Origin of the sequence: Actinoplanes octamycinicus (assembly GCF_014205225.1) — a bacterium.
Classification (GTDB): domain Bacteria; phylum Actinomycetota; class Actinomycetes; order Mycobacteriales; family Micromonosporaceae; genus Actinoplanes; species Actinoplanes octamycinicus.
Genome location: NZ_JACHNB010000001.1, coordinates 4,355,581 through 4,380,507 on the forward strand (window position 1 = coordinate 4,355,581; position 24,927 = coordinate 4,380,507).

The window sequence follows — 24,927 nt, forward strand, 5'->3', positions numbered from 1 at the left end:
TGACCGGGGGATTCGCCGGGGTCTGTCCACTGTGTTTATTCGGGGAGCCCGCATTGGCGGCGGCTCCCGTTGACCTGAGTCCAGCGCGGTCGTGCTGCCCGTATCGAAGAGGTTGCCGTACATGCAGAATGAGCAGAAACTTCGCGAATACCTCAAGCGCGTCACGGCCGACCTGCAGCAGACCAAGCAACGGCTGGACGAGGCGGACGAGCGGCGGCACGAGCCGATCGCGATCGTCGGGATCGGCTGCCGCTACCCGGGCGGCGCCGGCTCGCCCGAGGACCTGTGGCGCATCGTCGCCGACGAACGGGACGTGGTCTCGGCGTTTCCCACCGACCGCGGCTGGGACTTCGATGCGCTCTACCACCCGGATCCGGACCAGCCGGGCACCTTCTACACCCGGGAGAGCGGCTTCCTGTACGACGCCGCCGACTTCGACCCGGCGTTCTTCGGCATCTCCCCGCGCGAGGCGGTGGCGATGGACCCGCAGCAGCGGCTGCTGCTGGAGGTCGCCTGGGAGTCGCTGGAGCAGGCCGGGATCGACCCGCAGACGCTGCGCGGTACTCGTACCGGCGTCTTCGCCGGCGTGATGTACCAGGACTACGCGGCCCGGCTCGACACCATCCCGGCCGACATCGAGGGCTACCTCGGCGTCGGCAACGCCTACAGCGTCACCTCCGGGCGCATCTCCTACACCCTGGGCCTGGAGGGCCCGGCCGTCTCGGTCGACACGGCCTGCTCGTCGTCGCTGGTCACCCTGCACCTGGCCGCCCAGGCGCTGCGGGACGGGGACTGCACCCTGGCGCTGGCCGGCGGCACGACGGTGATGTCCACGCCGGACACCTTCGTCGATCTGGCCCGCCAGCGCGGCCTCGCGCCGGACGGCCGGTGCAAGGCGTTCGCGGACGCCGCGGACGGCGCGGGCTTCGCCGAGGGCGTCGGCATGCTGGTGCTCGAACGGCTCTCCGACGCCCAGCGCAACGGGCACCGGGTGCTCGCCGTCGTACGCGGTTCGGCGATCAACCAGGACGGCGCCAGCAGTGGCCTGACCGCCCCGAACGGCCCCTCCCAGCAGCGGGTCATCCGGCAGGCGCTGGCCAACGCCCGGCTGACCGAGGCCGACGTGGACGTGGTCGAGGCGCACGGCACCGGCACCACCCTCGGCGACCCGATCGAGGCGCAGGCGCTGCTCGCCACCTATGGGCAGGACCGTCCGGACGGCCGTCCGCTGTGGCTCGGCTCGATCAAGTCGAACATCGGGCACACCCAGGCCGCGGCCGGCGTGGCCGGGGTGATCAAGATGGTGATGGCGATGCGGTACGGGATGATGCCGCGCACCCTGCACGTCGATCAGCCGTCGGCCAAGGTGGACTGGACGGCCGGCGAGGTCGCCCTGCTGACCGAGGCGCAGCCGTGGCCGGCCTCCGAGCGGCCGCGCCGGGCCGGTGTGTCGTCGTTCGGGATCAGCGGCACCAACGCGCACGTCATCCTCGAGGAGGCGCCCCCGGCGGCGGCCGAGGCGGTCCCGCCTGTCGTCCCGCGGCGCAACCTGGACGGCCCGGCAGTGCCGTGGGTGCTGTCCGCCAAGACCCCGGACGCGCTGCGCGGGCAGGCCGAGCGCCTCGCCGCGTGGGTGACCGAACGCCCCGACCTGGACCCGGCCGGCATCGGCCGTGCCCTGCTGTCCTCGCGCTCGCTGTTCGACCACCGCGCCGTCGTGGTCGGCGACAGCCGGGACGAGCTGCTCGGCCACCTCACCGACTTCAGCCGGGGCCTGCCGTCGTCGGGTGTGGTGTCGGGTGTGGGTGGTGGGGTTCCTGGGGTGGTTTTTGTGTTCCCGGGTCAGGGGTCGCAGTGGGTGGGGATGGCGGTGGAGTTGTTGGAGTCGTCGTCGGTGTTTGCGGGGGCGGTGGCGGAGTGTGAGGCGGCGTTGTCGGAGTTTGTGGATTGGTCGTTGGTGGAGGTTTTGCGGGGGGTGGTGGGTGCGCCGTCGTTGGAGCGGGTGGATGTGGTGCAGCCGGTGTTGTGGGCGGTGATGGTGTCGTTGTCGCGGGTGTGGGGTTCGTTGGGTGTGGTGCCGTCGGTGGTGGTGGGTCATTCGCAGGGGGAGATCGCGGCGGCGGTGGTGGCGGGGGTGTTGTCGTTGCGGGATGGGGCGCGGGTGGTGGCGTTGCGGTCGCGGTTGTTGGTGGGGTTGTCGGGTGGTGGGGGGATGGTGTCGGTGGTGGCGCCGGTGGCGGTGGTGGAGGGGGTTTTGGGTCGGTGGGGTGGTGGGTTGTCGGTGGCGGTGGTGAATGGGCCGTCGTCGGTGGTGGTGTCGGGTGAGGTGGGTTTGTTGGGGGAGTTTGTGGCGTGGTGTGAGCAGGAGGGGGTTCGGGCGCGGTGGGTGCCGGTGGATTATGCGTCGCATTCGGCGCAGGTGGAGGTGTTGGAGTCGGAGTTGGTGGGGTTGTTGGGGTCGGTGGTGGGTGTTTCGGGGTCGGTGGCGATGGTGTCGTCGGTGTCGGGTGGGTTGGTGGATGGGGTGGAGTTGGGTGGGTCGTATTGGTATCGGAATTTGCGGGAGCGGGTGGATTTTGAGGGTGCGTTGAATGTGGCGTTGGGGGTTGCTGGTGCGGGGTGTGTGGTGGTGGAGGTGTCGGCGCATCCGGTGTTGGTGATGGCGGTTCAGGATGTGGTCGAGGGTGTGGGTGGCGGGGTGTCGGTGGTGGGTTCGTTGCGGCGTGGTGAGGGTGGGGTTGGGCGGTTGTTGTTGTCGGCGGGTGAGGTGTTCGCGGCGGGTGTGGGGGTGGATTGGTCGCGGGTGCTGGGTGCCGGTGGTGCTGGTGCTGTGGTGGATCTGCCGACGTATGCGTTCCAGCACCAACGCTTCTGGCTCGAGGAAGCCGACGACCGTCCCGGCCCGGGCACCCACGAGATCGCCCCCGAGGAGTTCCGGTTCTGGGACGCCGTCGAACGGCAGGACGCCTCCGCCCTCGCGGCCGCCCTCGACGCCGGCGAGCAGCAATGGGTCGACTCCGCGCTGCCCGTGCTGGCCACCTGGCGCCGGCAGTACCAGGACCGGTCCACGATCGATCGCTGGCGCTACCGGGTCACCTGGAAGCCGCTGCCGTCGCGGCCCCCGGCACTCACCGGCACCTGGCTGCTGGTCACCCCGGACGGCGTCACCGACGACTGGATCGACGGCGCCGAGACGACCATCGCCGCCCACGGCGGCCAACCGGTCCGGCTGCCCGTCGACACGGCCGGCGCCGACCGGGCCGGCCTCGCCGACCAGATCCGCGAGCTCGTCGGCGACACCCCGCCGACCGGTGTGCTGTCCCTACTCGCCCTGGACGACGACGCGCACCCCGACCACGCGGCCGTGCCCCGCGGCCTGGCCGGCAACCTCACGCTCGTCCAGGCGCTCGGCGACGCCGGACTCGGCGCCCCGCTCTGGATGACCGCCCGCGGCGCCGTCGCGACCGGCCGCACCGACCCGGCCGCCGTCCCCGCCCAGGCCCAGATGTGGAGCCTCGGCCGGGTCGCCGGACTGGAACACCCGGACCGCTGGGGCGGCCTGATCGACCTGCCCGCCGCCACCGACCAGCGCACTCTCAACCAGCTCGCCGCGGCCCTGGCCGGGGCCGGCGACGACGACGAGATCGCGGTGCGCCCCAGCGGCCTGTTCGGCCGCCGCTTCCAGCGCGCCTCGCTGGCCGACTCGGCCGGCGGCGACTGGACGCCGCGCGGCACCATCCTGATCACCGGCGGCCTCGGCGCCCTCGGTGGGCACGTCGCCCGCTGGGCGGCCGGCAACGGCGCGACCCATCTGGTGCTGTGCAGCCGCCGCGGCCCGGACAGCCCGGGCGCTGACGAGCTGACCGCGGAACTGACCGCCCTGGGCGCCCGCGTCACCGTCGTCGCCGTCGACACCGCCGACCGTGCCTCGCTGGCCGCCGTCCTCTCCGCCGTCGCCGCCGAAACCGACCAGGGCATCAGCGACCCGCTGACCGCTGTCGTGCACGCCGCCGGCGTGGGCGACACCGCGGCGCTGGCCGACACCGACCTCGACCAGACGGCTGCGATCATCACCGCCAAGGCCGCCGGCGCCGCGCACCTCGACGAGCTGCTCGGCGACACCCCGCTCGACGCGTTCGTGCTGTTCTCCTCGAACGCCGCCGTCTGGGGCGGCGCCGACCAGGGCGCCTACGCCGCGGCCAACGCCGCCCTCGACGCGATCGCCGAGCAGCGCCGGGCCCGGGGACGCACCGCCACGTCGATCGCCTGGGGCCTCTGGGCCGGCGGCGGCATGGGCGGCACCGGTGACGAGATCGCGGTGCTGCGCCTCGGGCTCAAACCGATGGACCCCCGACTCGCCGTGCTGGCCATGGTTCAGGCCGTCGAGCACGAAGAGACCACCGTGTCGATCTGCGACATGGACTGGGAACGCTTCGCCCCGGCGTACACCGCCGCCCGGCCGCGGCCGTTCATCAGCGACCTGAGCGAGGTCCGGCAGCAGAACCGGGTGCAGCAGCAGGCGCCCTCCGCCGAAGAGGGCACCGAGCTGGCCCGCCGGCTGGCCGCGCTGTCCACCGGCGAGCGCCGCGACGTGGTCTTGGAGATCGTCCGGGCACAGGCCGCGGCGGTGCTCGGGCACTCCGGCACCGACGCGATCCAGCCCGGCTCGGCCTTCCGCGAGCTCGGCTTCGACTCGCTGACCGCGGTCGAGGTGCGCAACCGGCTCAACGCCGCGACCGGGCTGCGCCTGCCGTCCACCCTGGTCTTCGACCACCCCACCGCGTACGCCGTCGCCGACTTCGTGCTGGCCCAGGCCCTCGGCGGGCACGACGCCCCGGCCCCGGTGGTGACCAGCACGGCGGCCGCCGACGACGAGCCGATCGCGATCGTGGCGATGAGCTGCCGGTTCCCGGGTGACGTGCGTACCCCGGAACAGCTCTGGGAGCTTGCCGTCGAGGGCCGCGACGCGATCGCGGCGTTCCCGGCCGACCGCGGCTGGACCGAGGGCGAGGACGAGTCGTACGCCCGCGACGGCGGTTTCGTCTACGACGCCGGCGACTTCGACGCCGCGTTCTTCGGGATCAGCCCGCGCGAGGCCATCGTCACCGACCCCCAGCAGCGCATCCTGCTGGAGATCGCCTGGGAGGCCTTCGAACGAGCCGGGATCGACCCGCACTCGCTGCGCGGCACCCCGGCCGGCGTGTTCGTCGGCGCCACCGCCCAGGGGTACGGCTCCGAGGCGTACGAGGCGCCGGAGGGCTCCGAGGGCTACTTCATCACCGGCAGCCAGACCGCCGTCATCTCCGGCCGCGTCTCGTACGTGCTCGGCCTGGAGGGCCCGGCCATCACCATCGACACGGCGTGCTCGTCGTCGCTGGTCGCCATGCACCTCGCGGCCCAGTCGCTGCGCCGCGGCGAATGCACTCTGGCCCTGGCCGGTGGCGTCACCGTGATGGCCTCGCCGGGCGCGTTCGTCGAGTTCTCCCGGCAGCGCGGCCTGGCCGGCGACGGCCGTTGCAAGGCGTTCGCGGGCGCCGCCGACGGCACCGGCTGGGGCGAGGGCGCCGGTCTGGTGCTGCTGGAACGCCTCTCCGACGCCGAACGCAACGGTCACCAGGTGCTGGCCGTGCTGCGTTCGTCGGCGGTCAACCAGGACGGGGCCAGCAACGGCCTGAGCGCCCCGAACGGGCCGTCGCAGCAGCGGGTGATCCGGCAGGCTCTCGCGAACGCCGGGCTCTCGCCGGCCGACGTCGACGCGGTCGAGGCACACGGCACCGGCACCCGGCTCGGTGACCCGATCGAGGCACAGGCGCTGCTCGCCACGTACGGCCAGGACCGATCCGAGCCGTTGTGGCTCGGCTCGATCAAGTCCAACATCGGGCACACCCAGGCCGCCGCCGGCGTGGCCGGCGTGATCAAGATGGTGCAGGCCATCCGGCACGGTGTGTTGCCCCGCACCCTGCACGTCGACGAGCCCACCCCGCAGGTGGACTGGGCGGCGGGCGCGGTCGAGCTGCTCACCGAGGCCCAGCCGTGGCCGAGCCTGGCCCGCCCGCGCCGGGCCGGCATCTCGTCGTTCGGGGTCAGCGGCACCAACGTGCACACCATCATCGAACAGGCCCCGGCACCCGCCGCGGCCCCCGCTCCGGACGCACCGGTCATCCCGGACGGCGCGGCCGTGCCGTGGCTGCTCTCCGCCCGCTCCGAGGCGGCCCTGCGCGACCAGGCGACCCGCCTCGCCGAGTTCGTCACCGCCACGCCGGACGCCGACCCGGCCTCGGTCGGGCTGTCGCTCGCCGTGACCCGTTCGCACTTCCCGCACCGCGCCGTGGTGCTCGGCGCCGACCGCACCGAACTGCTGCACGGCCTGACCGACCTGGCCGAGGGCCGGCCCGGCCCGGGCACCGTCACCGGTCTGGCCCCGGCTGCCGCCCGCGTCGCCGTCATGTTCACCGGCCAGGGCAGCCAGCGGGTCGGCATGGGGCGCCGGCTGCACGCCACGTTCCCGGTCTTCGCCGCCGCCTTCGACGAGGTCTGCGAGCTGCTCGACGCCGAACTCGGCACGTCCGTCCGGGACGTGGTGTTCGGCGCCGACCCGGCCGCCGGCGACCTCGATGACACGGTCTTCACCCAGGCCGGGCTGTTCGCGCTCGAAGTGGCCCTGTTCCGGCTGGCCGAGTCGTGGGGTGTCGTGCCGGACTGCCTGATCGGGCACTCGGTCGGGGAGATCGTCGCCGCCCACGTGGCCGGCGTGTTGTCGCTGGCCGACGCGTGCGTGCTGGTCGCTGCCCGGGGCCGGCTGATGCAGGCGCTTCCGGCCGGCGGCGCGATGGCCGCGGTCGCCCTGGACGAGGCCACCGTCACCGAGGCGATCGCCGCCAGCGACGGACGGGTCTCGATCGCGGCTGTGAACGGCCCCGCCTCGGTCGTCGTCTCCGGTGACGCCGAGCTGGTCGAGACGCTGGTCGAGACGTGGCGGGCCGAGGGCGTACGGGTCCGCCGGCTGCGGGTCAGCCACGCGTTCCACTCCGCCCGGATGGACCCGATGCTCGCCGAGTTCGGCCGGATCCTGGCCCACCTCGACTTCGGGGCGCCGCGCATCCCGGTCGTCTCCAATCTCACCGGCGCGCCGGCCACCGCCGACGAACTGGGCTCACCGGACTACTGGGTGCGCCACGTCCGCGGCACCGTCCGGTTCGCCGACGGCATCACCGCGGTCCTCGCCCGGGGCGTGACCGCCCTGCTCGAACTGGGCCCCGACGGCGTGCTGTCCGGACTGGCCCGGGAGAGCGCCGGGGACACTCCGCTCGCGGTCGCCGCCGTGCTGCGCAAGGGCCGCGACGAGACCACCGCGTTCACCGCCGCGCTGGCCGGGCTGCACGCCGGCGGTCTCGACCTGGACTGGCGCGGAGTGTTCGCGGGCCGCGCCGCCGCCACCATCGACCTGCCGACCTACGCCTTCCAGCGCCAGCGGTACTGGCTGCGGGCCGCCCCGGCCTCCGGCGACGCGGGCGGCCTCGGCCAGTCGGCGACCGGTCACCCGCTGCTCGGCGCGGCTGTCGCCCTGCCCGACAGCGACACCGTCGTGCTCACCGGACGGATCTCCGCACACACCCAACCGTGGCTCGCCGACCACCGGGTGGCCGGCGCCGTCCTGCTGCCCGGCACCGCCCTGGTCGACCTGGCCGTGCACGCCGGCGATCAGGTCGGCTGTGGCACCCTGCAGGAACTCGTCATCGAGTCGCCCCTGGTCCTGCCGCCACGCGCCGCGATCGTGCTGCGGGTGACCGTCGACGGGCCGGCCGGCGCCCCGGCGCGCCCGGTCGCCGTCTACTCCCGCGCGGCCGACGCGGTCCTCGACGATCCGTGGACCCGGCATGCCACCGGCACGCTCAGCGCCGAGACCCCGGCCCCGCCGGCGGCGTTCGAGCAGTGGCCGCCGGCCGGCGCGCAGCCGGTCGACGCGGCCGGGCTCTACGACGACCTGGCCGCGGCCGGGTTCGGCTACGGCCCGATGTTCCAGGGCCTGCAGGCCGCCTGGCGGCGGGGCGACGAGGTGTACGCCGAGGTCGAACTCCCGGAGACCGCGTCGGTCGCCGGCTACGGACTGCACCCGGCGCTGCTCGACGCTGCCCTGCACGCCGACGCGCTCGGCGCCCCGGCGACCGCGACGGACGCGCCCCGGCTGCCGTTCGCCTGGACCGGCGTGACCCTGTACGCCCGGGACGCCACCGCCCTGCGGGTCGCGCTCACCCGTACCGGCGACGGCCTGGGCATCACCGTCACCGATGGCACCGGCGCCCCGGTCGCGACCGTCGACCGGCTGGTCTTCCGCACCGTGGACACCGGCCGGCTGGCCCCCGGCGCCGCCGTCACCGACGCCCTGTACCGGCTCGACTGGGTGCAGCTGCCAGTCACCGTCACCACCCAGCCCTCCTGGGCGGTGCTCGGCCCGGTCATCCCCGGCGTCGAGGCCACCGTGCACCCGGACCTGGAATCCCTGCTCGCCGCCGGTGCGCCGGAGACGGTGCTGGCGGCGTTCCCGCCGATCCCGGACGCCGAACTGCCTGCCGCGACGCACACCGCGACCGCCCGGGCGCTGACCCTGGTGCGGCAGTGGCTCACCGACGAGCGGTGCGCCGGGTCGCGCCTCGTGCTGATCACCTCGGGCGCGGCCGGCGACGACGTCACCGATCTGGCACACGCCCCGGTCTGGGGACTGATCCGCTCCGCGCAGAGCGAGAACCCGGGCCGCTTCGTCCTGGTCGACGTGGCCGGCGGGGACGCGGCCGGGGGACTGCTGGCCGCCGCGATCGAGACCGGCGAACCCGAACTGACCGTACGCGACGGCGTGCTGCGCGCCCCGCGACTGGTTCGCGCCGCAGTGTCCGAGACCGTCCGTCCGGCCCTCGACCCGGCCGGCACGGTGCTGGTCACCGGCGGCACCGGCGCACTGGGCGCGCTGGTGGCCCGGCACCTGGTGACCGCGTACGGCGTACGTGATCTGGTCCTGACCAGCCGCCGCGGCCCGGCCGCCCCCGGCGCCGACGGCCTCGTCGCCGAACTGACGGCTCTGGGCGCCACCGTCGAAGTGGCCGCCTGCGACGTCGCCGACCGCCCGGCGCTGGCCGCGCTGCTGCGGCGCCTCCCGGCGCTGACCGGTGTCGTGCACACCGCCGGCGTCATCGACGACGGCCTGGTCACCTCGCTCACCGAGGACCGCCTGGCCGCCGTGCTCGCCCCCAAGGCGGACGCCGCCCTGCACCTGCACGAGCTGACCCGCGACCGGGACCTCGCGATGTTCGCGCTGTTCTCCTCCGCGGCCGGCATCCTCGGCAGCGCCGGCCAGGCCAACTACGCCGCCGCCAACACGTTCCTCGATGCGCTCGCCCAGCGCCGCCGCGCCGACGGCCTGCCCGCCGTCTCGCTGGCCTGGGGCCTCTGGGCGCAGTCCGAGGGGATGGGTGGCAGCCTGGACGACTCGGGCCGGTCCCGGCTGCAACGCGGCGGCGCCCGTGGCCTCGACGACGCCGAGGGACTCGCCCTCTTCGACGCCGCCCAGCTCGCCCCCAACGCCGTCGCCCTGCCGATGCGCCTCGATCTCGCGTCGCTGCGGCGCACCGCGACCGAGGTGCCGCACCTGTTCCGCGGCCTGGTCCGGACCGCCGGCCGTAAGGCGGCCCGCCGCGGCGCCGGCGCCGACGGCTGGGCTCAGCAGCTCGCCGCGCTCAGCGAGACCGACCGGCACGACGAGATCCTGCGCCTGGTCCGGACCCAGGTCGCCGCAGTCCTCGGCCACGCCGGCCCGGACGCGGTACAGCCCACTTGGGCGTTCAAAGAGCTCGGCTTCGACTCGCTGACCGCGGTCGAGCTGCGCAACCAGCTGGCCGCCGTGACCGGCCTGCGGCTGCCGGCCACGCTGGTCTTCGACCACCCCAGCACCCTCGCGGTGGTCGAGTACCTCCAGGCCGAGCTCCTCGGCGAGGCCGCCACCCCGATCCGTACGGCGGTGGCCGCCGCCCGGACCGCCGACGACCCGATCGCCATCGTCGGTCTGGCCTGTCGTTACCCCGGCGGCGTGACCGGTCCGGACGACCTGTGGCAGATGCTGCTGAGCGGCCGGGACGGGATGACCGCGTTCCCGTCCGACCGGGGATGGGACCCGGCCGACCGGTTCGTCGCCGACCCGGAGCGACCGGGTGGCGAACGGACGATCGAGGGCGGCTTCCTGCACGACGCGCCCGCCTTCGACGCCGGCTTCTTCGGCATCTCGCCGCGCGAGGCGCTGGCCATGGATCCGCAGCAGCGGCTTCTGCTGGAGGCGTCCTGGGAGGCGTTCGAGTCGGCCGGCATCGACCCGGCCACCATGCGGGGCAGCCAGACCGGCGTGTTCGCCGGCGTGATGTACCACAACTACGCCGCCCGGCTCACCGAGGTGCCCGATGGTGTCGGGGCCTTCCTCGGCACCGGCAACTCCAGCAGCGTCGTCTCCGGCCGGGTGTCCTACACGTTCGGCTTCGAGGGCCCAGCGGTCACCGTCGACACGGCCTGCTCGTCGTCGCTGGTCACGCTGCACCTGGCCGGACAGGCCCTGAGCCGCGGTGAGTGCGACCTGGCACTGGCCGGTGGTGTCACGGTGATGCCGACGCCCGACACCTTCCTGGACTTCGCGGTGCAGGGTGGGCTGGCCTTCGACGGCCGGTGCAAGGCGTTCGCCGGTGCGGCGGACGGGACCGGCTGGTCCGAGGGTGTCGGCATGCTGGTGCTGGAGCGGTTGTCCGACGCGCAGCGCAACGGGCATCGGATTCTGGCGGTGGTGCGGGGTTCGGCGGTCAACCAGGACGGCGCGTCGAACGGCCTGACCGCCCCGAACGGTCCGTCGCAGCAGCGGGTCATCCGGCAAGCCCTTGCGAACGCCCGTCTGAACCCGGCCGACATTGATGTGGTCGAGGCGCATGGCACTGGCACCCGGTTGGGTGATCCGATCGAGGCGCAGGCGCTGCTGGCTACTTATGGGCAGGATCGGTCGGAGCCGCTGTGGCTGGGGTCGGTCAAGTCGAACCTGGGTCACACGCAGGCCGCCGCGGGTGTGGCTGGTGTGATCAAGATGGTGCAGGCGATGCGGTACGAGGTGCTGCCGCGCACTCTGCACGTGGATGAGCCGACGCCGCACGTGGATTGGTCCGAGGGCGCGGTGTCGTTGTTGACCGAGCAGCGGCCGTGGCCGCGCGGTGAGCGTCCGCGGCGGGCGGGTGTGTCGTCGTTCGGGATCAGCGGCACGAATGCGCACGTGATCTTGGAGGAGCCGCCCGCGGTCGACGTGCCGGTGGCCTCGGTGACCGCTCCCGTGCCGTTCATCCTGTCCGCCAAGTCGGAGGCGGCTCTGCGGGATCAGGCTGCTCGGCTGAGCGCTTATGTCGCCGAGCATCCGGAGATCTCTGACGTTGACATCGCATGGACGTTGGCGACGCGGGCTCGGTTCGAGCACCGGGCGGTATTCAAGGATGGCCGGATCGATCCGCAGCTCGCGGGCGATGTGCGGCTGGGGGTGATGTTCACCGGTCAGGGCAGTCAGCGTCTGGGTATGGGCCGGGGCCTGTACGAGACGTTCCCGGTGTTCGCCGCCGCGTTTGACGAGGTGTGTGCGCTGCTGCCGGGTGACGTTAAGGCGGTGGTGTTCGGCGACGAGGCTGCTCTGCTGGATCAGACCGGACAGGCGCAGCCGGCGTTGTTCGCGGTTGAGGTGGCGTTGTATCGGCTGGTCGAGTCGTGGGGTGTGCGGCCGCAGGTGCTGCTCGGTCATTCAGTCGGCGAGATCGTGGCCGCGCATGTGGCCGGTGTCCTGTCCCTGGCGGATGCGTGCACGCTGATCAGTGCTCGGGGCCGGTTGATGCAAGCCCTTCCCGTGGGTGGGGCGATGGCCGCGGTCAACCTGGACGAGGCCACGGTCGCGGCGGCGCTCGATGGTCGGGTGCAGATCGCGGCGGTCAACGGTCCCGCCTCGGTGGTGGTCTCCGGTGTCGTGGACGCGGTCGATGCGCTGGTCGAGGGCTGGCGTGCCGACGGGGTGCGGGTGCGGCGTCTGGCGGTCAGTCACGCGTTCCATTCGCATTTGATGGAGCCGATGCTGGCCGAGTTCGCTCAGGTGCTGGCAGGTTTGACGTTCCGTCCGGCGCGGGTGCCGGTGATCTCGAATGTGACCGGCCGGGTGCAGGAGCAGGGCACGGTCGAGTATTGGGTGCGGCATGTGCGCGAGGCGGTCCGGTTCGCCGACGGTCTGGCCACGGCATCCGAGTTGGGCGTGACCGCGTGGCTGGAACTCGGCCCCGACGGGGTGTTGTCCGCGATGGCCGGCGACACTCTTGCTGTTCCGGTGTTGCGGGAGGGCCGGGACGAGGCGCAGACGTTCACCGCCGCCCTGGCCCGACTGCACGAGGCCGGGATGGAGCTGGACTGGGCCGGGGTGTTCGCCGGTCGGGGCGCGAAGCTGGTCGATCTGCCCGGCTACGCCTTCCAGCACCAGCGCTACTGGCTCGACGCGCCCACCACCGCCGGCGACCCGACCGGCCTCGGCCTGGGCCGCAGCGACCACCCGCTGCTCGGCGCCGCGATCGCCCTCCCGGACAGCGACACCGTCCTGCTCACCGGCCGCCTCTCCGCGCAGACCCAGCCCTGGCTGGCCGACCACCGGATCAACGACACGATCGTGGTTCCCGGCACCGCGCTGATCGAGCTCGCCGTCCACGCCGGCGACCAGGCCGGCTGCGGCACCCTGTCGGAGCTGGCCATCGAGGCGCCGTTGGCGCTGCCCGAGCACGGCGCGATCACGCTGCGGGTCACCGTCGACGGGACCGGCCACACGGTGGCGATCCACTCCCGGCCGGCTGACAGCGACGCCCCGTGGACCCGGCACGCCCACGGCACGGTGTCTCCCCGGCACGCCGCCGCCCCGGAGGACCTGACCGAGTGGCCCCCGGCCGGTGGCACGGCGCTGGACGTCGACGACCTGTACGACGCGCTGACCGTGGCCGGCCTCAACTATGGCCCGGTGTTCCAGGGCGTGCGCGCGGCCTGGCGTACGCAAGATGCTGTTTTCGCCGAGGTGGCCCTTCCGGACGGGACCGCGGTGAGCGGTTTCGGTCTGCACCCCGCCCTGTTCGACGCGGCCCTGCACGCGGTCGCCCTCGGTGGTGTCGTCGACACCTCCGGCGAGGACGGGCCATGGCTGCCGTTCGTGTGGAGCGGCGTCAGCCTGTACGCCACCGACGCCGCGGTGCTCCGAGTCCGGCTCACCCCGGCCGGCGCCGGCGCGGTGTCGGTGCTGGCCGCTGACGCCGCCGGATCCGCGGTGCTCTCCGTCGAGTCGCTGGCGCTGCGACCGCTCGCGTCGACTGCGCTCACCACCGTGCACGACGCGATGTTCGGCCTGGACTGGGCTGAGGTTGGCGGCGGGGTCTGGACCGGTGACTGGCGGTTGCTCGCCGATCTCGGTGAGGGTCCGGTGCCGGGTGCGGTGGTTGTGCCGGTTCTGGCTGATCCGGCGGGTACCGCTTATGAGGCTTCTGTGGCCGCGTTGTCGTTGCTGCAGCGGTGGGTGTCTGATGATCGGTTCGCCGAGTCGTTGCTGGTTTTCGTCGGTACCGGTGCTGGTCCGGTCGAGGCCGCGGTACGGGGTTTGGTGCGGTCGGCGCAGAGTGAGAATCCGGACCGGTTCGTCCTGCTCGACCTGGGCGGCGCTGAGATCACCACGGAGTTGCTGGCCGAGGCGCTGGGCGCTGGTGAGCCGGAGCTGCGGTTGCGGGACGGGGTTTGGCAGGCGCCGCGTCTGGTCCGGGTCGCGACATCGGTGATGCCGGTGCCGGCCGGCGGCACGGTGTTGATCACTGGTGGGACGGGTGCGCTGGGTGCGCTGCTGGCTCGGCATCTGGTGGCCGAGCATGGGGTGCGAAGTCTGGTGCTGACCAGTCGTCGTGGTCTGCAGGCGCCGGGTGCGCGGGAGCTGGTCGCGGAGTTGGACGCCACGGTTGAGGTGGTGGCCTGTGATGTGGCGGATCGAGACGCGGTCGCCGAACTTCTGGCCGGGATCCCGGATCTGCGCGGGGTCGTGCACACGGCCGGGGTGTTGGATGACGGGTTGATTTCGTCGTTGACGCCGGAGCGGCTCGATCGGGTGTTCGCGCCGAAGGTCGACGCGGCTCACCATCTGCACGAGCTGACCGCCGATCTCGACCTGGACATGTTCGTGGTGTTCTCGTCGGCGGCCGGTGTGCTCGGCAGTGCCGGTCAGGGCAACTACGCGGCGGCGAACAGCTTCCTCGACGAGCTGATCCGGGAACGCAACACCGCTGGTCTGGTCGGAACGTCGCTGGCCTGGGGCCTGTGGGAGCAGGCCGACGGGATGGGCGGGGCCGTCCACCGGGGCGGCGGCGTCCTCGGGCTCGCCGAGGACGACGGGCTGCGCCTGTTCGACGCCGGATGGGCGGCCGGTGGCCTGCTCGTGCCGATCCGCCTCGACCTTGCCACGCTGCGACGGACCCCGGGCGAGATCCCGCACCTGTTCCGCTCGCTGGTCCGGGTCACTGGGCGGCGCGCCGCCCGGCGCGACGCCGGTGGCTGGGCGGAGCGGCTCCTCGCCATGCCGCCGGCTGACCGTGCCGAGTCCGTGCTGACCGTGGTCCGCACCGCGGTCGCCGAGGTTCTCGACTACGCCGGCCCGGAGGCGGTCGGCCCGCACGCGGCGTTCAAGGAGTTGGGCTTCGACTCGCTGACCGCGGTCGAGCTGCGCAACCGGCTGGCCTCGGTCACCGGGCTGCGGCTGCCGGCGACGCTGGTCTTCGACTACCCGACCTCGGCGGCGGCCGCGGATTTCCTGCTCGGCCTGGTCGTCGGCGCCGGCGCGGCGGCCGCTCCGGTGGCGGCGACCGCGGTGGCCGGCGATCCGATCGTGGTGGTCGGGATGGCGTGCCGCTACCCGGGTGGGGTGAGTTCGCCGGAGCAGCTGTGGGATCTTGTCGCCGCGGGTGGTGACGGGATCGGGGCGTTCCCGGAGGATCGTGGCTGGGATGTCACGGATCTGCTGGACACCTCGGTTTACGAGTTGGCCGGTGGTTTCCTGTACGACGCGGCGAAGTTCGACCCGGGCTTCTTCGGGATCTCGCCGCGTGAGGCGCTGGCGATGGATCCGCAGCAGCGGCTGCTGCTGGAGGCCTCCTGGGAGGCGTTCGAATCGGCCGGCATCGACCCGGTGTCGGTGCGCGGTAGCCAGACCGGTGTCTTCGCCGGCGTGATGTACCACAACTACGCGGCCGGCGTCGTTGGCGTCCCCGAGGGCGTCGAAGCCTTCCTCGGCACCGGCAGCTCCACCAGCGTGGTCTCCGGCCGCCTCTCCTATACGTTCGGTTTCGAGGGTCCGGCGGTCACTGTCGATACGGCCTGCTCGTCGTCGCTGGTGACCATGCATCTGGCGGCGCAGGCACTGGCGCGTGGTGAGTGTGATCTGGCGCTGGCCGGCGGGGTGACGGTGATGCCGACGCCGGACACGTTCGCCAGCTTCGCGCAGCAGCAGGGTCTGGCGCACAACGGCCGGTGCAAGCCGTTCGCCGGTGCGGCGGACGGGACCGGCTGGTCCGAGGGTGTCGGCATGCTGGTGCTGGAACGCCAGTCGGATGCGCAGCGCAACGGGCATCGGATTCTGGCGGTGGTGCGGGGTTCGGCGGTCAACCAGGACGGTGCGTCGAACGGCCTGACCGCTCCGAATGGTCCGTCGCAGCAGCGGGTGATCCGGCAGGCGCTCGCGAACGCCCGTCTGAACCCGGCCGACGTGGACGTGGTCGAGGCGCATGGCACCGGCACCCGGCTCGGCGATCCGATCGAGGCGCAGGCGCTCCTCGCTACCTATGGGCAGGATCGGTCCGAGCCGCTGTGGCTCGGCTCGATCAAATCCAACATCGGGCACAGCCAGGCCGCGGCGGGTGTCGCGGGGATCATCAAGATGATCCAGGCGATGCGGCACGAGTCCCTGCCGCGCACCCTGCACGTGGACGAACCAACCCCGCAGGTCGACTGGACCGCGGGCGCGGTCGCGCTGCTCACCGAGCAGCAGCCGTGGCCGGTGTCGGAGCGTCCGCGCCGGGCGGGTGTCTCCTCGTTCGGGATCAGCGGCACGAATGCGCACGTGATCTTGGAGGAGCCGCCTGCTGCGGACCTTCCGGAGGCGGTGGTTACGGCTCCGGTGCCGTTCATCGTGTCTGCGAAGTCGGAGGCGGCTCTGCGTGATCAGGCCGCCCGGCTGACGGAATATGTCGCCGCGCATCCGGAGATCTCGGATGTCGATGTGGCGTGGACTCTGGCGGCGCGGGCTCGGTTCGAGCATCGGGCGGTGCTGCGGGATGGCCGGATCGATCCGCAGGTCGCGGGCGATGTGCGGCTGGGGGTGATGTTCACCGGTCAGGGTAGTCAGCGTCTGGGTATGGGCCGGGGTTTGTATGAGACGTTCCCGGTGTTCGCCGCCGCGTTTGACGAGGTGTGTGCCCTGCTGCCGGGTGACCTCAAAGCGGTGGTGTTCGGTGCTGACGCGGAGCTGTTGAACCAGACCGGACAGGCGCAGCCGGCGTTGTTCGCCGTTGAGGTGGCGTTGTATCGGCTGGTCGAGTCGTGGGGTGTGCGGCCGCAGGTGCTGCTCGGTCATTCGGTCGGCGAAATTGTTGCCGCGCATGTTGCCGGTGTCCTGTCCCTGGCGGATGCGTGCACGCTGATCAGTGCTCGGGGCCGGTTGATGCAAGCCCTGCCCGTGGGTGGGGCGATGGCCGCGGTCAATCTGGACGAGGCGACCGTGGCGGCGGCGCTGGATGATCGGGTGCAGATCGCGGCGGTCAACGGTCCCGCCTCGGTGGTGATCTCCGGTGTCGTGGACGCGGTCGATGCGCTGGTCGAGGGCTGGCGTGCCGACGGGGTGCGGGTGCGGCGGCTGACCGTCAGTCACGCGTTCCATTCGCATTTGATGGAGCCGATGCTGGCCGAGTTCGCTCAGGTCCTGCAGGGTTTGACGTTCCATGCCCCGCAGTTGCCGGTGATCTCGAATGTGACCGGCCGGGTCGAGGAGCAGGGCACGGTCGAGTACTGGGTGCGGCATGTGCGCGAGGCGGTCCGGTTCGCCGATGGTCTGGCCACGGCATCCGAGCTGGGCGTGACCGCGTGGCTGGAACTCGGCCCCGACGGGGTGTTGTCCGCGATGGCCGGCGATGTGCTTGCTGTTCCGGTGTTGCGGGAGGGTCGGGACGAGGCGGAAACGTTCACCGCCGCCCTGGCGCGACTGCACGAGGCCGGGATGGAGCTGGACTGGGCGGGCGTGTTCGCCGGTCGGGGTGCGAAGCTGGTCGATCTGCCCGGTTACGCCTTCCAGCACGAACAGTTCTGGCTGCGCGGCACCGGCGGCACCGGCGACGCGACCGGCCTCGGTCAGTCCACGACCGGGCATCCGCTGCTCACCGCGGCCATCACGATTCCGGACAGCGACACCCTGGTGCTGACCGGCCGCCTGTCGCTGCAAAGCCACCCGTGGCTGGCCGACCACCGCGTCGGTGACCAGGTGATCCTGCCCGGCGCCGCACTCGCCGAACTGGCCGTTCACGCCGGCGACCAGGTCGGCTGCGACACCGTCGACGAGCTGACCGTGCACGCACCGCTGGTGCTCCCCGCGCGGGGTGCCCTCGCGCTGCGGGTCACCGTCGACGACAACCGCGCCGTCGCGATCCACACCCGCCCGGACACCGCGGCTGCCGACGACCCGTGGACCCGGCACGCCAGCGGCACGGTCGTACCGACCGAGCCGGTCAGCACGGCCGGACTCGCGGTGTGGCCGCCGGCCGACGCCGAACCGCTGGAGATCGGCCATCTCTACGATGACCTCGCCGACACCGGCCTGCACTACGGGCCGATCTTCCAGGGTCTGCACGCCGCTTGGCGCGCGGGCGACGAGGTCTACGCCGAGGTCACCCTTCCGGACACCACCCCGGTGGCCGGTTTCGGCCTGCACCCCGCCCTGTTCGACGCGGCCCTGCACGCCGCAGCGTTCGGCGGGTTCACCGGCCCGGCTGAAGCCGGCCGGACCCGGCTCCCGTTCGCCTGGAACGGGGTGAGCCTGCACGCCGTCGGCGCCACCGCGCTGCGCGTCCGGCTCGCACCGGCCGGCCCGGACGCGGTCTCGCTGACCTTCGCGGACAGCACCGGGACCCCCGTGGCGCAGGTCCGGAAGCTGCACTTCCGGGCGATGGACACGAGCGCCCCAGGGGACGCCCTGTTCGCCGTCGACTGGGTGGACGTCGCTGTGACCGGTTCAGACGCAGGCTTCGAGGTCGTCGACAGCGTCGACCTGCCCGAGGCGCTGACGCGGCTGCAGGCGGCGGGCGACGAGCGGCTGGTGTTCGTCGCTCACGGCATGGATCCGGCAGCGGCGGCGGTGTTCGGTCTGGTCCGGTCGGCGCAGAGTGAGCGCCCGGACCGGTTCCTGCTGCTCGACGCAGGCTCGGAACCGGTGACGAAGGAGCTGGTGGCGAGCGTCCTGGGCGCTGGTGAGCCGGAGTTGCGGTTGCGTGATGGGGTTTGGCAGGCGCCGCGTCTGGTTCGTGCCGGGGGTGAGCCGGCGCCGGTGCCGAACGGCGGCACGGTGCTGATCACCGGCGGGACCGGTGCGCTGGGCGCGCTGCTGGCCCGGCATCTGGTGGCCGAGCATGGGGTGCGGAGTCTGGTGCTGACCAGTCGTCGTGGTCTGCAGGCGCCGGGTGCGCGGGAGCTGGTCGCGGAGTTGGACGCGGCGGTTGAGGTGGTGGCCTGTGATGTGGCGGATCGGGATGCGGTCGCCGAGCTTCTGGCCGGGATCTCTGATCTGCGTGGGGTCGTGCACACGGCCGGGGTGTTGGACGATGGGTTGATTTCGTCGTTGACGCCGGAGCGGTTGGATCGGGTGTTCGCGCCGAAGGCGGACGCGGCCAGGCATTTGGGCGAGCTGACCGCCGATCTCGACCTGGACATGTTCGTGGTGTTCTCGTCGGCGGCCGGTGTGGTGGGCAATGTCGGTCAGGGCAACTACGCGGCGGCGAACAGCTTCCTCGATGAGCTGATCCGGGAACGCAACGCGAACGGTCTGGTCGGAACCTCACTGGCCTGGGGGCTGTGGGAGCAGCCCGACGGGATGGGCGCCGGCATCGCGGAGGTCGCCGGGTTGTCCGAGGCCGAGGGTCTGGCGCTGTTCGACGCGACCTGGGCACGCGGTGGGGTCCTCGTACCGATGCGGTTGGACCTTCCGGCGCTGCGCCGGAGTGGTGACGTGCCTCAGCTGTTCCGGTCCCTGGTCCGGACCCGGCCCCGGCGGGTCGTCGCGCAGGGCGGATGGGCCGAACGGCTGCTCGCCGCCGCGCCCGACGAACGCGCCCCGCTCATCCTGGACCTGATCCGCACCGCGGTCGCCGAGGTTCTCGACTACGCCGGCCCGGACGCGGTCGGCCCGCACGCGGCGTTCAAGGAGTTGGGCTTCGACTCGCTGACCGCGGTCGAGCTGCGCAACCGGCTGGCCTCGGTCACCGGGCTGCGGCTGCCGGCCACGCTGGTCTTCGACTACCCGACCTCAGCGGTCGCGGCCGAGTTCATCCTCGGCCTGGCTGTCGGCGCCGAGACGGTCACCACAGCGGTCACCTCCACCGCGGTGGCCGGCGACCCGATCGTGGTGGTCGGGATGGCCTGCCGCTACCCGGGTGGAGTGAGCTCGCCGGACCAGCTGTGGGACCTTGTCGCCGCGGGTGGTGACGGGATCGGGGCGTTCCCCGAGGATCGTGGGTGGGACCTCGACGGCCTGTTCGACGCCGACAGCGACAAGGCCGGCTCGTCGTACGCGCTGGCCGGCGGCTTCCTCTACGACGCCGCCGACTTCGACCCGGGCTTCTTCGGCATCTCGCCGCGTGAGGCGCTGGCCATGGACCCGCAGCAGCGGCTGCTGCTGGAGGCGTCCTGGGAGGCGTTCGAGTCGGCCGGCATCGACCCGGCCACGACGCGCGGTAGCCAGACCGGTGTCTTCGCCGGCGTGATGTACCACAACTACGCGTCCCGGCTGCCCGCGATCCCGGACGAGGTCGAGGGCTTCCTCGGCACCGGCACCTCGGGCAGCGTCGCCTCCGGCCGGATCTCCTACACGTTCGGGTTCGAGGGGCCCGCAGTCACCGTCGACACAGCCTGCTCGTCGTCGCTGGTCACGCTGCACCTCGCGGCGCAGGCGCTGGACCGGGGCGAGTGTGAACTGGCCCTGGCCGGCGGCGTCACGGTGATGCCGACGCCGGACACGTTCGCCAGCTTCTCGCGTCAGCGCGGCCTCGCCCGCGACGGCCGGTGCAAGGCGTTCGCCGGTGCGGCGGATGGCACGGGCTGGTCCGAGGGTGTGGGCATGCTGGTGCTGGAGCGGTTGTCCGACGCGCAGCGCAACGGGCATCGGATTCTGGCGGTGGTGCGGGGTTCGGCGGTCAACCAGGACGGCGCGTCCAATGGCCTGACCGCCCCGAACGGTCCGTCGCAGCAGCGGGTGATCCGGCAGGCGCTCGCGAACGCCCGTCTGAACCCGGCCGACGTGGACGTGGTCGAGGCGCACGGCACCGGCACCCGATTGGGTGACCCGATCGAGGCGCAGGCGCTCCTCGCCACTTATGGGCAGGATCGGTCGCAGCCGCTGTGGCTCGGCTCGATCAAATCCAACATCGGGCACACCCAGGCCGCAGCGGGTGTCGCCGGGATCATCAAGATGATCCAGGCGATGCGGCACGAGTCCCTGCCGCGCACCCTGCACGTGGACGAACCAACCCCGCAGGTCGACTGGACCGCGGGCGCGGTCGCGCTGCTCACCGAGCAGCAGCCGTGGCCCCGCGGTGAACGTCCGCGCCGGGCCGGTGTCTCCTCGTTCGGGATCAGCGGCACCAACGCGCACGTCATCCTCGAGGAGGCGCCGACCGCGCCGGCCGGCACGGTCGCCCCGGCCGGCGTCCCGGCACCGTGGCTGCTGTCGGCGAAATCCGAACCCGCGCTGCGGGACCAGGCCGCCCGCCTGGCCCGGTTCCTGGCCGAACGCCCGGACACCGCCGACGAGAGCATCGCCCGGGCCCTGCTGACCCGGACCCGGTTCGAGCATCGCGCCGCGGTGCTCGGCGACGATCGGGCGACCCGGCTGGCCGGTCTGGCCGCGCTGGCCGCGGGGGAGCCCGCGGCGACCGTGGCCACCGGTGTGGCCGGACCGGTCCGGACCGCGATCATGTTCACCGGGCAGGGCAGCCAGCGGCTCGGCATGGGCCGCCAGTTGTACGACGCCTTCCCGGTCTTCGCCGCCGCCTTCGACGAGGCCTGCGATCTGCTGCCCGGCGACGTCCGGACGGTGGTCTTCGGCGACGACGCCGCCCGCCTGGACGCGACCGAGTTCGCCCAGGCCGGCATCTTCGCGCTGGAAGTCGCGCTGTACCGCCTGGCCGAGTCGTGGGGTGTCGCGCCGGATTGCCTGATCGGCCACTCGGTCGGCGAGATCGCCGCCGCGCACGTGGCCGGGGTGCTGTCGCTGGCGGACGCGTGCACCCTGGTCGGCGCCCGGGGCCGGCTGATGCAGGCGCTGCCGGCCGGTGGCGCGATGGCGGCGGTCGCCCTGGACGAGGAGACCGTACGGGCGGCCCTCGACGATCGGGTGTCGATCGCGGCGGTCAACGGGCCGGCCTCGGTGGTGATCTCCGGCGCCGAACCGGTGGTGCTGAGCCTGATCGAGGCGTGGCGGGCCGAGGGCGTACGGGTCCGCCGGCTCACCGTCAGCCACGCGTTCCATTCGCCGCTGATGGAACCGATGCTGGCCGAGTTCGAACGGGTCCTGAACGGGCTGACGTTCGCCCGGCCGCAGCTGCCGGTGATCTCCAACGTGACCGGGCGCCTCGCCCTGCCCAGCGAACTGGCTTCGCCTGGCTACTGGGTCCGGCACGTCCGGGAGGCGGTCCGGTTCGCCGACGGCGTCGCCACGATGCTCGGCCGCGGCGTGACCGCGCTCCTCGAACTCGGCCCGGACGGCGTGCTGACCGGGATGGCCGAGCAGAACTTCGCCGACGCCACCGACGTCCGGGCCGTCGCGGCCCTGCGCAACGGGCGTGACGAACCCACAACCCTGCTCGCGGCCCTGGCCGCCCTGCACACCATCGGCGTCGAGGTGAACCTGCCGGCCGGTCCGGCCCAGGCGGCCGACCTGCCGACCTACGCCTTCCAGCACGATCGGTACTGGCTGGAGGCGCCGGCCGGCGCCGCCGCGGACGCCGCCGGCCTCGGCCTCGGCGTGACCGGGCATCCGCTGTTGGGCGCCACCATCACGGTGCCGGACAGCGACACCGTGATGCTGACCGGCCGGCTTTCTGTATCGGCCCATCCCTGGCTGGCCGAGCACCGGCTCGGCGACACCGTGCTGGTCCCCGGGGCGGCACTCGTCGAGCTGGCGATTCACGCCGGCGACCAGATCGGCTGCGGCAGGGTCGAGGAACTGACCATCGAGGCGCCGCTGGTGCTGCCGGCCCAGGGCGCGGTGACACTGCGGGTGACCGTCGACGAGTCCCATCACAAGGTCGCGGTCTACTCCCAGGCGGATGCCGCCGAGACCTGGACCCGGCACGCATCGGGCCTCGTCACTCAGCAGGTCCCCGCCGAGCCGGCGGACCCGGTGGCGTGGCCGCCGGCCGGTGCCGACCAGGTCGACGTCGACGGCCTGTACGACACCCTGGCCGATGCCGGCCTGCTCTACGGCCCCACCTTCCAGGGCGTGCGCGCGGCTTGGCGTACCGACGACGAGGTGTGCGCCGAGGTGGCGCTGCCCGATGGCGTCGCCGTCGACGGGTTCGGCCTGCACCCGGCGCTGTTCGACGCGACCCTGCACGCGGTCGCGTTCAGCGGCTTCGTGACCGGCGACGGCACCGCCCCGGCGCTGCCGTTCGCCTGGACCGGGGTCAGCCTGTTCGCCACCGGCGCCACCACCCTGCGGGTGCGGATCACGCCGGCCGGCGACAACGCGATCGCGCTGGCCGTCACCGATGAGGCCGGATCACCGGTCCTAGACGTACAGCGGCTGGTGCTGCGTGCGGCCGCTACTGCCGCGGACGCCCCGGACGCGATGTTCCGCCGGGACTGGATCGCCGTTCCGGCCGTGACCGGGACCGCATCGGCCTCGTGGGCCGCTCTGGGGGAGGCGCTGCCCGGGGTGCCGGCCAAGGTGTACGAGAACCTGGCTGACGTCCCCGAGGCGGATGCCCTGCTGGTCGCGCTACCGGCCGCGCCGGGTGCGACCGTCCCGGCGACCCACGCGCTGGCCGCGTCCGCGCTCGCCCTGCTGCGGCAGCGGCTCACCGCCGATCTGGACCTCGACTCCCGTCTGGTCTTCGTCGCCGCCGACGCCGGCCCGGCCGAGGCCGCGGTGTTCGGCCTGGTCCGTTCGGCACAAGCGGAGAATCCGGACCGGTTCGTCCTGCTCGACCTCGGCGGCGCCGAGATCACCACGGAGTTGCTGGCCGAGGCGCTGGCCACTGGTGAGCCGGAGTTGCGGTTGCGTGATGGTGGCTGGCAGGCGCCGCGTCTGGTCCGGGCCGGGGGTGAGCCGGTGCCGGTGCCCGCTGCCGGCACGGTGTTGATCACCGGTGGGACGGGTGCGCTGGGTGCGTTGGTGGCCCGGCATCTGGTAGCCGAGCATGGGGTGCGAAGTCTGGTGCTGACCAGTCGTCGTGGTCTGGCGGCGCCGGGTGCGCGGGAGCTGGTCGCGGAGTTGGACGCGGCGGTTGAGGTGGTGGCCTGTGATGTGGCGGATCGGGACGCGGTCGCCGAACTTCTGGCCGGGATCCCTGATCTGCGCGGGGTCGTGCACACGGCCGGGGTGCTGGACGATGGGTTGATCTCGTCGTTGACGCCGGAGCGGCTCGATCGGGTGTTCGCGCCGAAGGTCGACGCGGCTCACCATCTGCACGAGCTGACCGCCGATCTCGACCTGGACATGTTCGTGGTGTTCTCGTCGGCGGCCGGTGTGGTCGGCAACCCGGGCCAGGGCGCCTACGCGGCGGCGAACAGCTTCCTGGACGAGCTGGTCCAGCGGCGCAACGCGGCCGGGCTGGCCGGTACGTCGCTGGCCTGGGGCCTGTGGGAGCAGGCCGACGGGATGGGTGGCGACCTGCACCGGGCCGGCGTCGCCGGACTCAGCGACACCGACGGCCTGCGCCTGTTCGACGCCGGATGGGCGGCCGGTGGCCTGCTCGTGCCGATCCGCCTCGACCTCGCCGCGCTGCGCGGCCAGGCCGGGACACCGCATCTGTTCCGGGCCCTGGTCCGAGGCGGCACCCGCCGCCGAGCCCAGCGGGACACCGGACCGAACAGCCTGGCCACACGGCTCACGGCGATGAGCTCCGGCGAACGGCGGGACGCCCTGCTGGACGCGGTACGTCGGCACACCGGCTCGGTGCTCGGATTCGCCGGCGCCGAACAGGTCCTGCCGCAGCGCGGCTTCCTGGAGATCGGCATCGACTCGCTGACCGCGGTCGAGCTGCGCAACCAGCTGGGCGCGTACCTCGGCCGCAAACTCCCGGCCACGCTCATCTTCGACTACCCGACACCGGCGCTGCTCGCCGACCACCTGGCCGGGCAGTTCGGCCAGGAGAACGCCGCGACCTCGCTGACCGCGTACGCGGAGATCGACCGGCTCGAAGCGCTGCTGAACGCGTTGAGCGGTGAGATCGACGACCGCTCCGGCATCACCGCCCGGCTGCGCGACGTCATGGCCAAGTGGAGCGCGACGCGGGACGGCGGCGAACAGAGCGCCGACGACGACCTGCGAACCGCGACCGCTGACGAGCTGTTCGACATGCTCGACAGCGAACTCGGCCAGTCCTGATTCCT

At 72.8% G+C, this 24,927-nt stretch carries 1 protein-coding gene; it reads left to right on the forward strand.

Annotated elements, in window-relative coordinates; all coding sequences use genetic code 11:
* The first annotated feature begins 121 nt into the window (after positions 1 to 121).
* On the forward strand, positions 122 to 24,922 hold the full coding sequence (locus BJY16_RS47230; RefSeq protein WP_185040891.1) for a type I polyketide synthase: 24,801 nt from the start codon (positions 122 to 124) through the stop codon (positions 24,920 to 24,922).
* Positions 24,923 to 24,927: the final 5 nt, after the last annotated feature.

Excerpts from the sequence above, each read along its gene's own strand:
- BJY16_RS47230 (WP_185040891.1), top strand. The coding sequence starts at position 122 with ATGCAGAATGAGCAGAAACTTCGCGAATACCTCAAGCGCGTCACGGCC.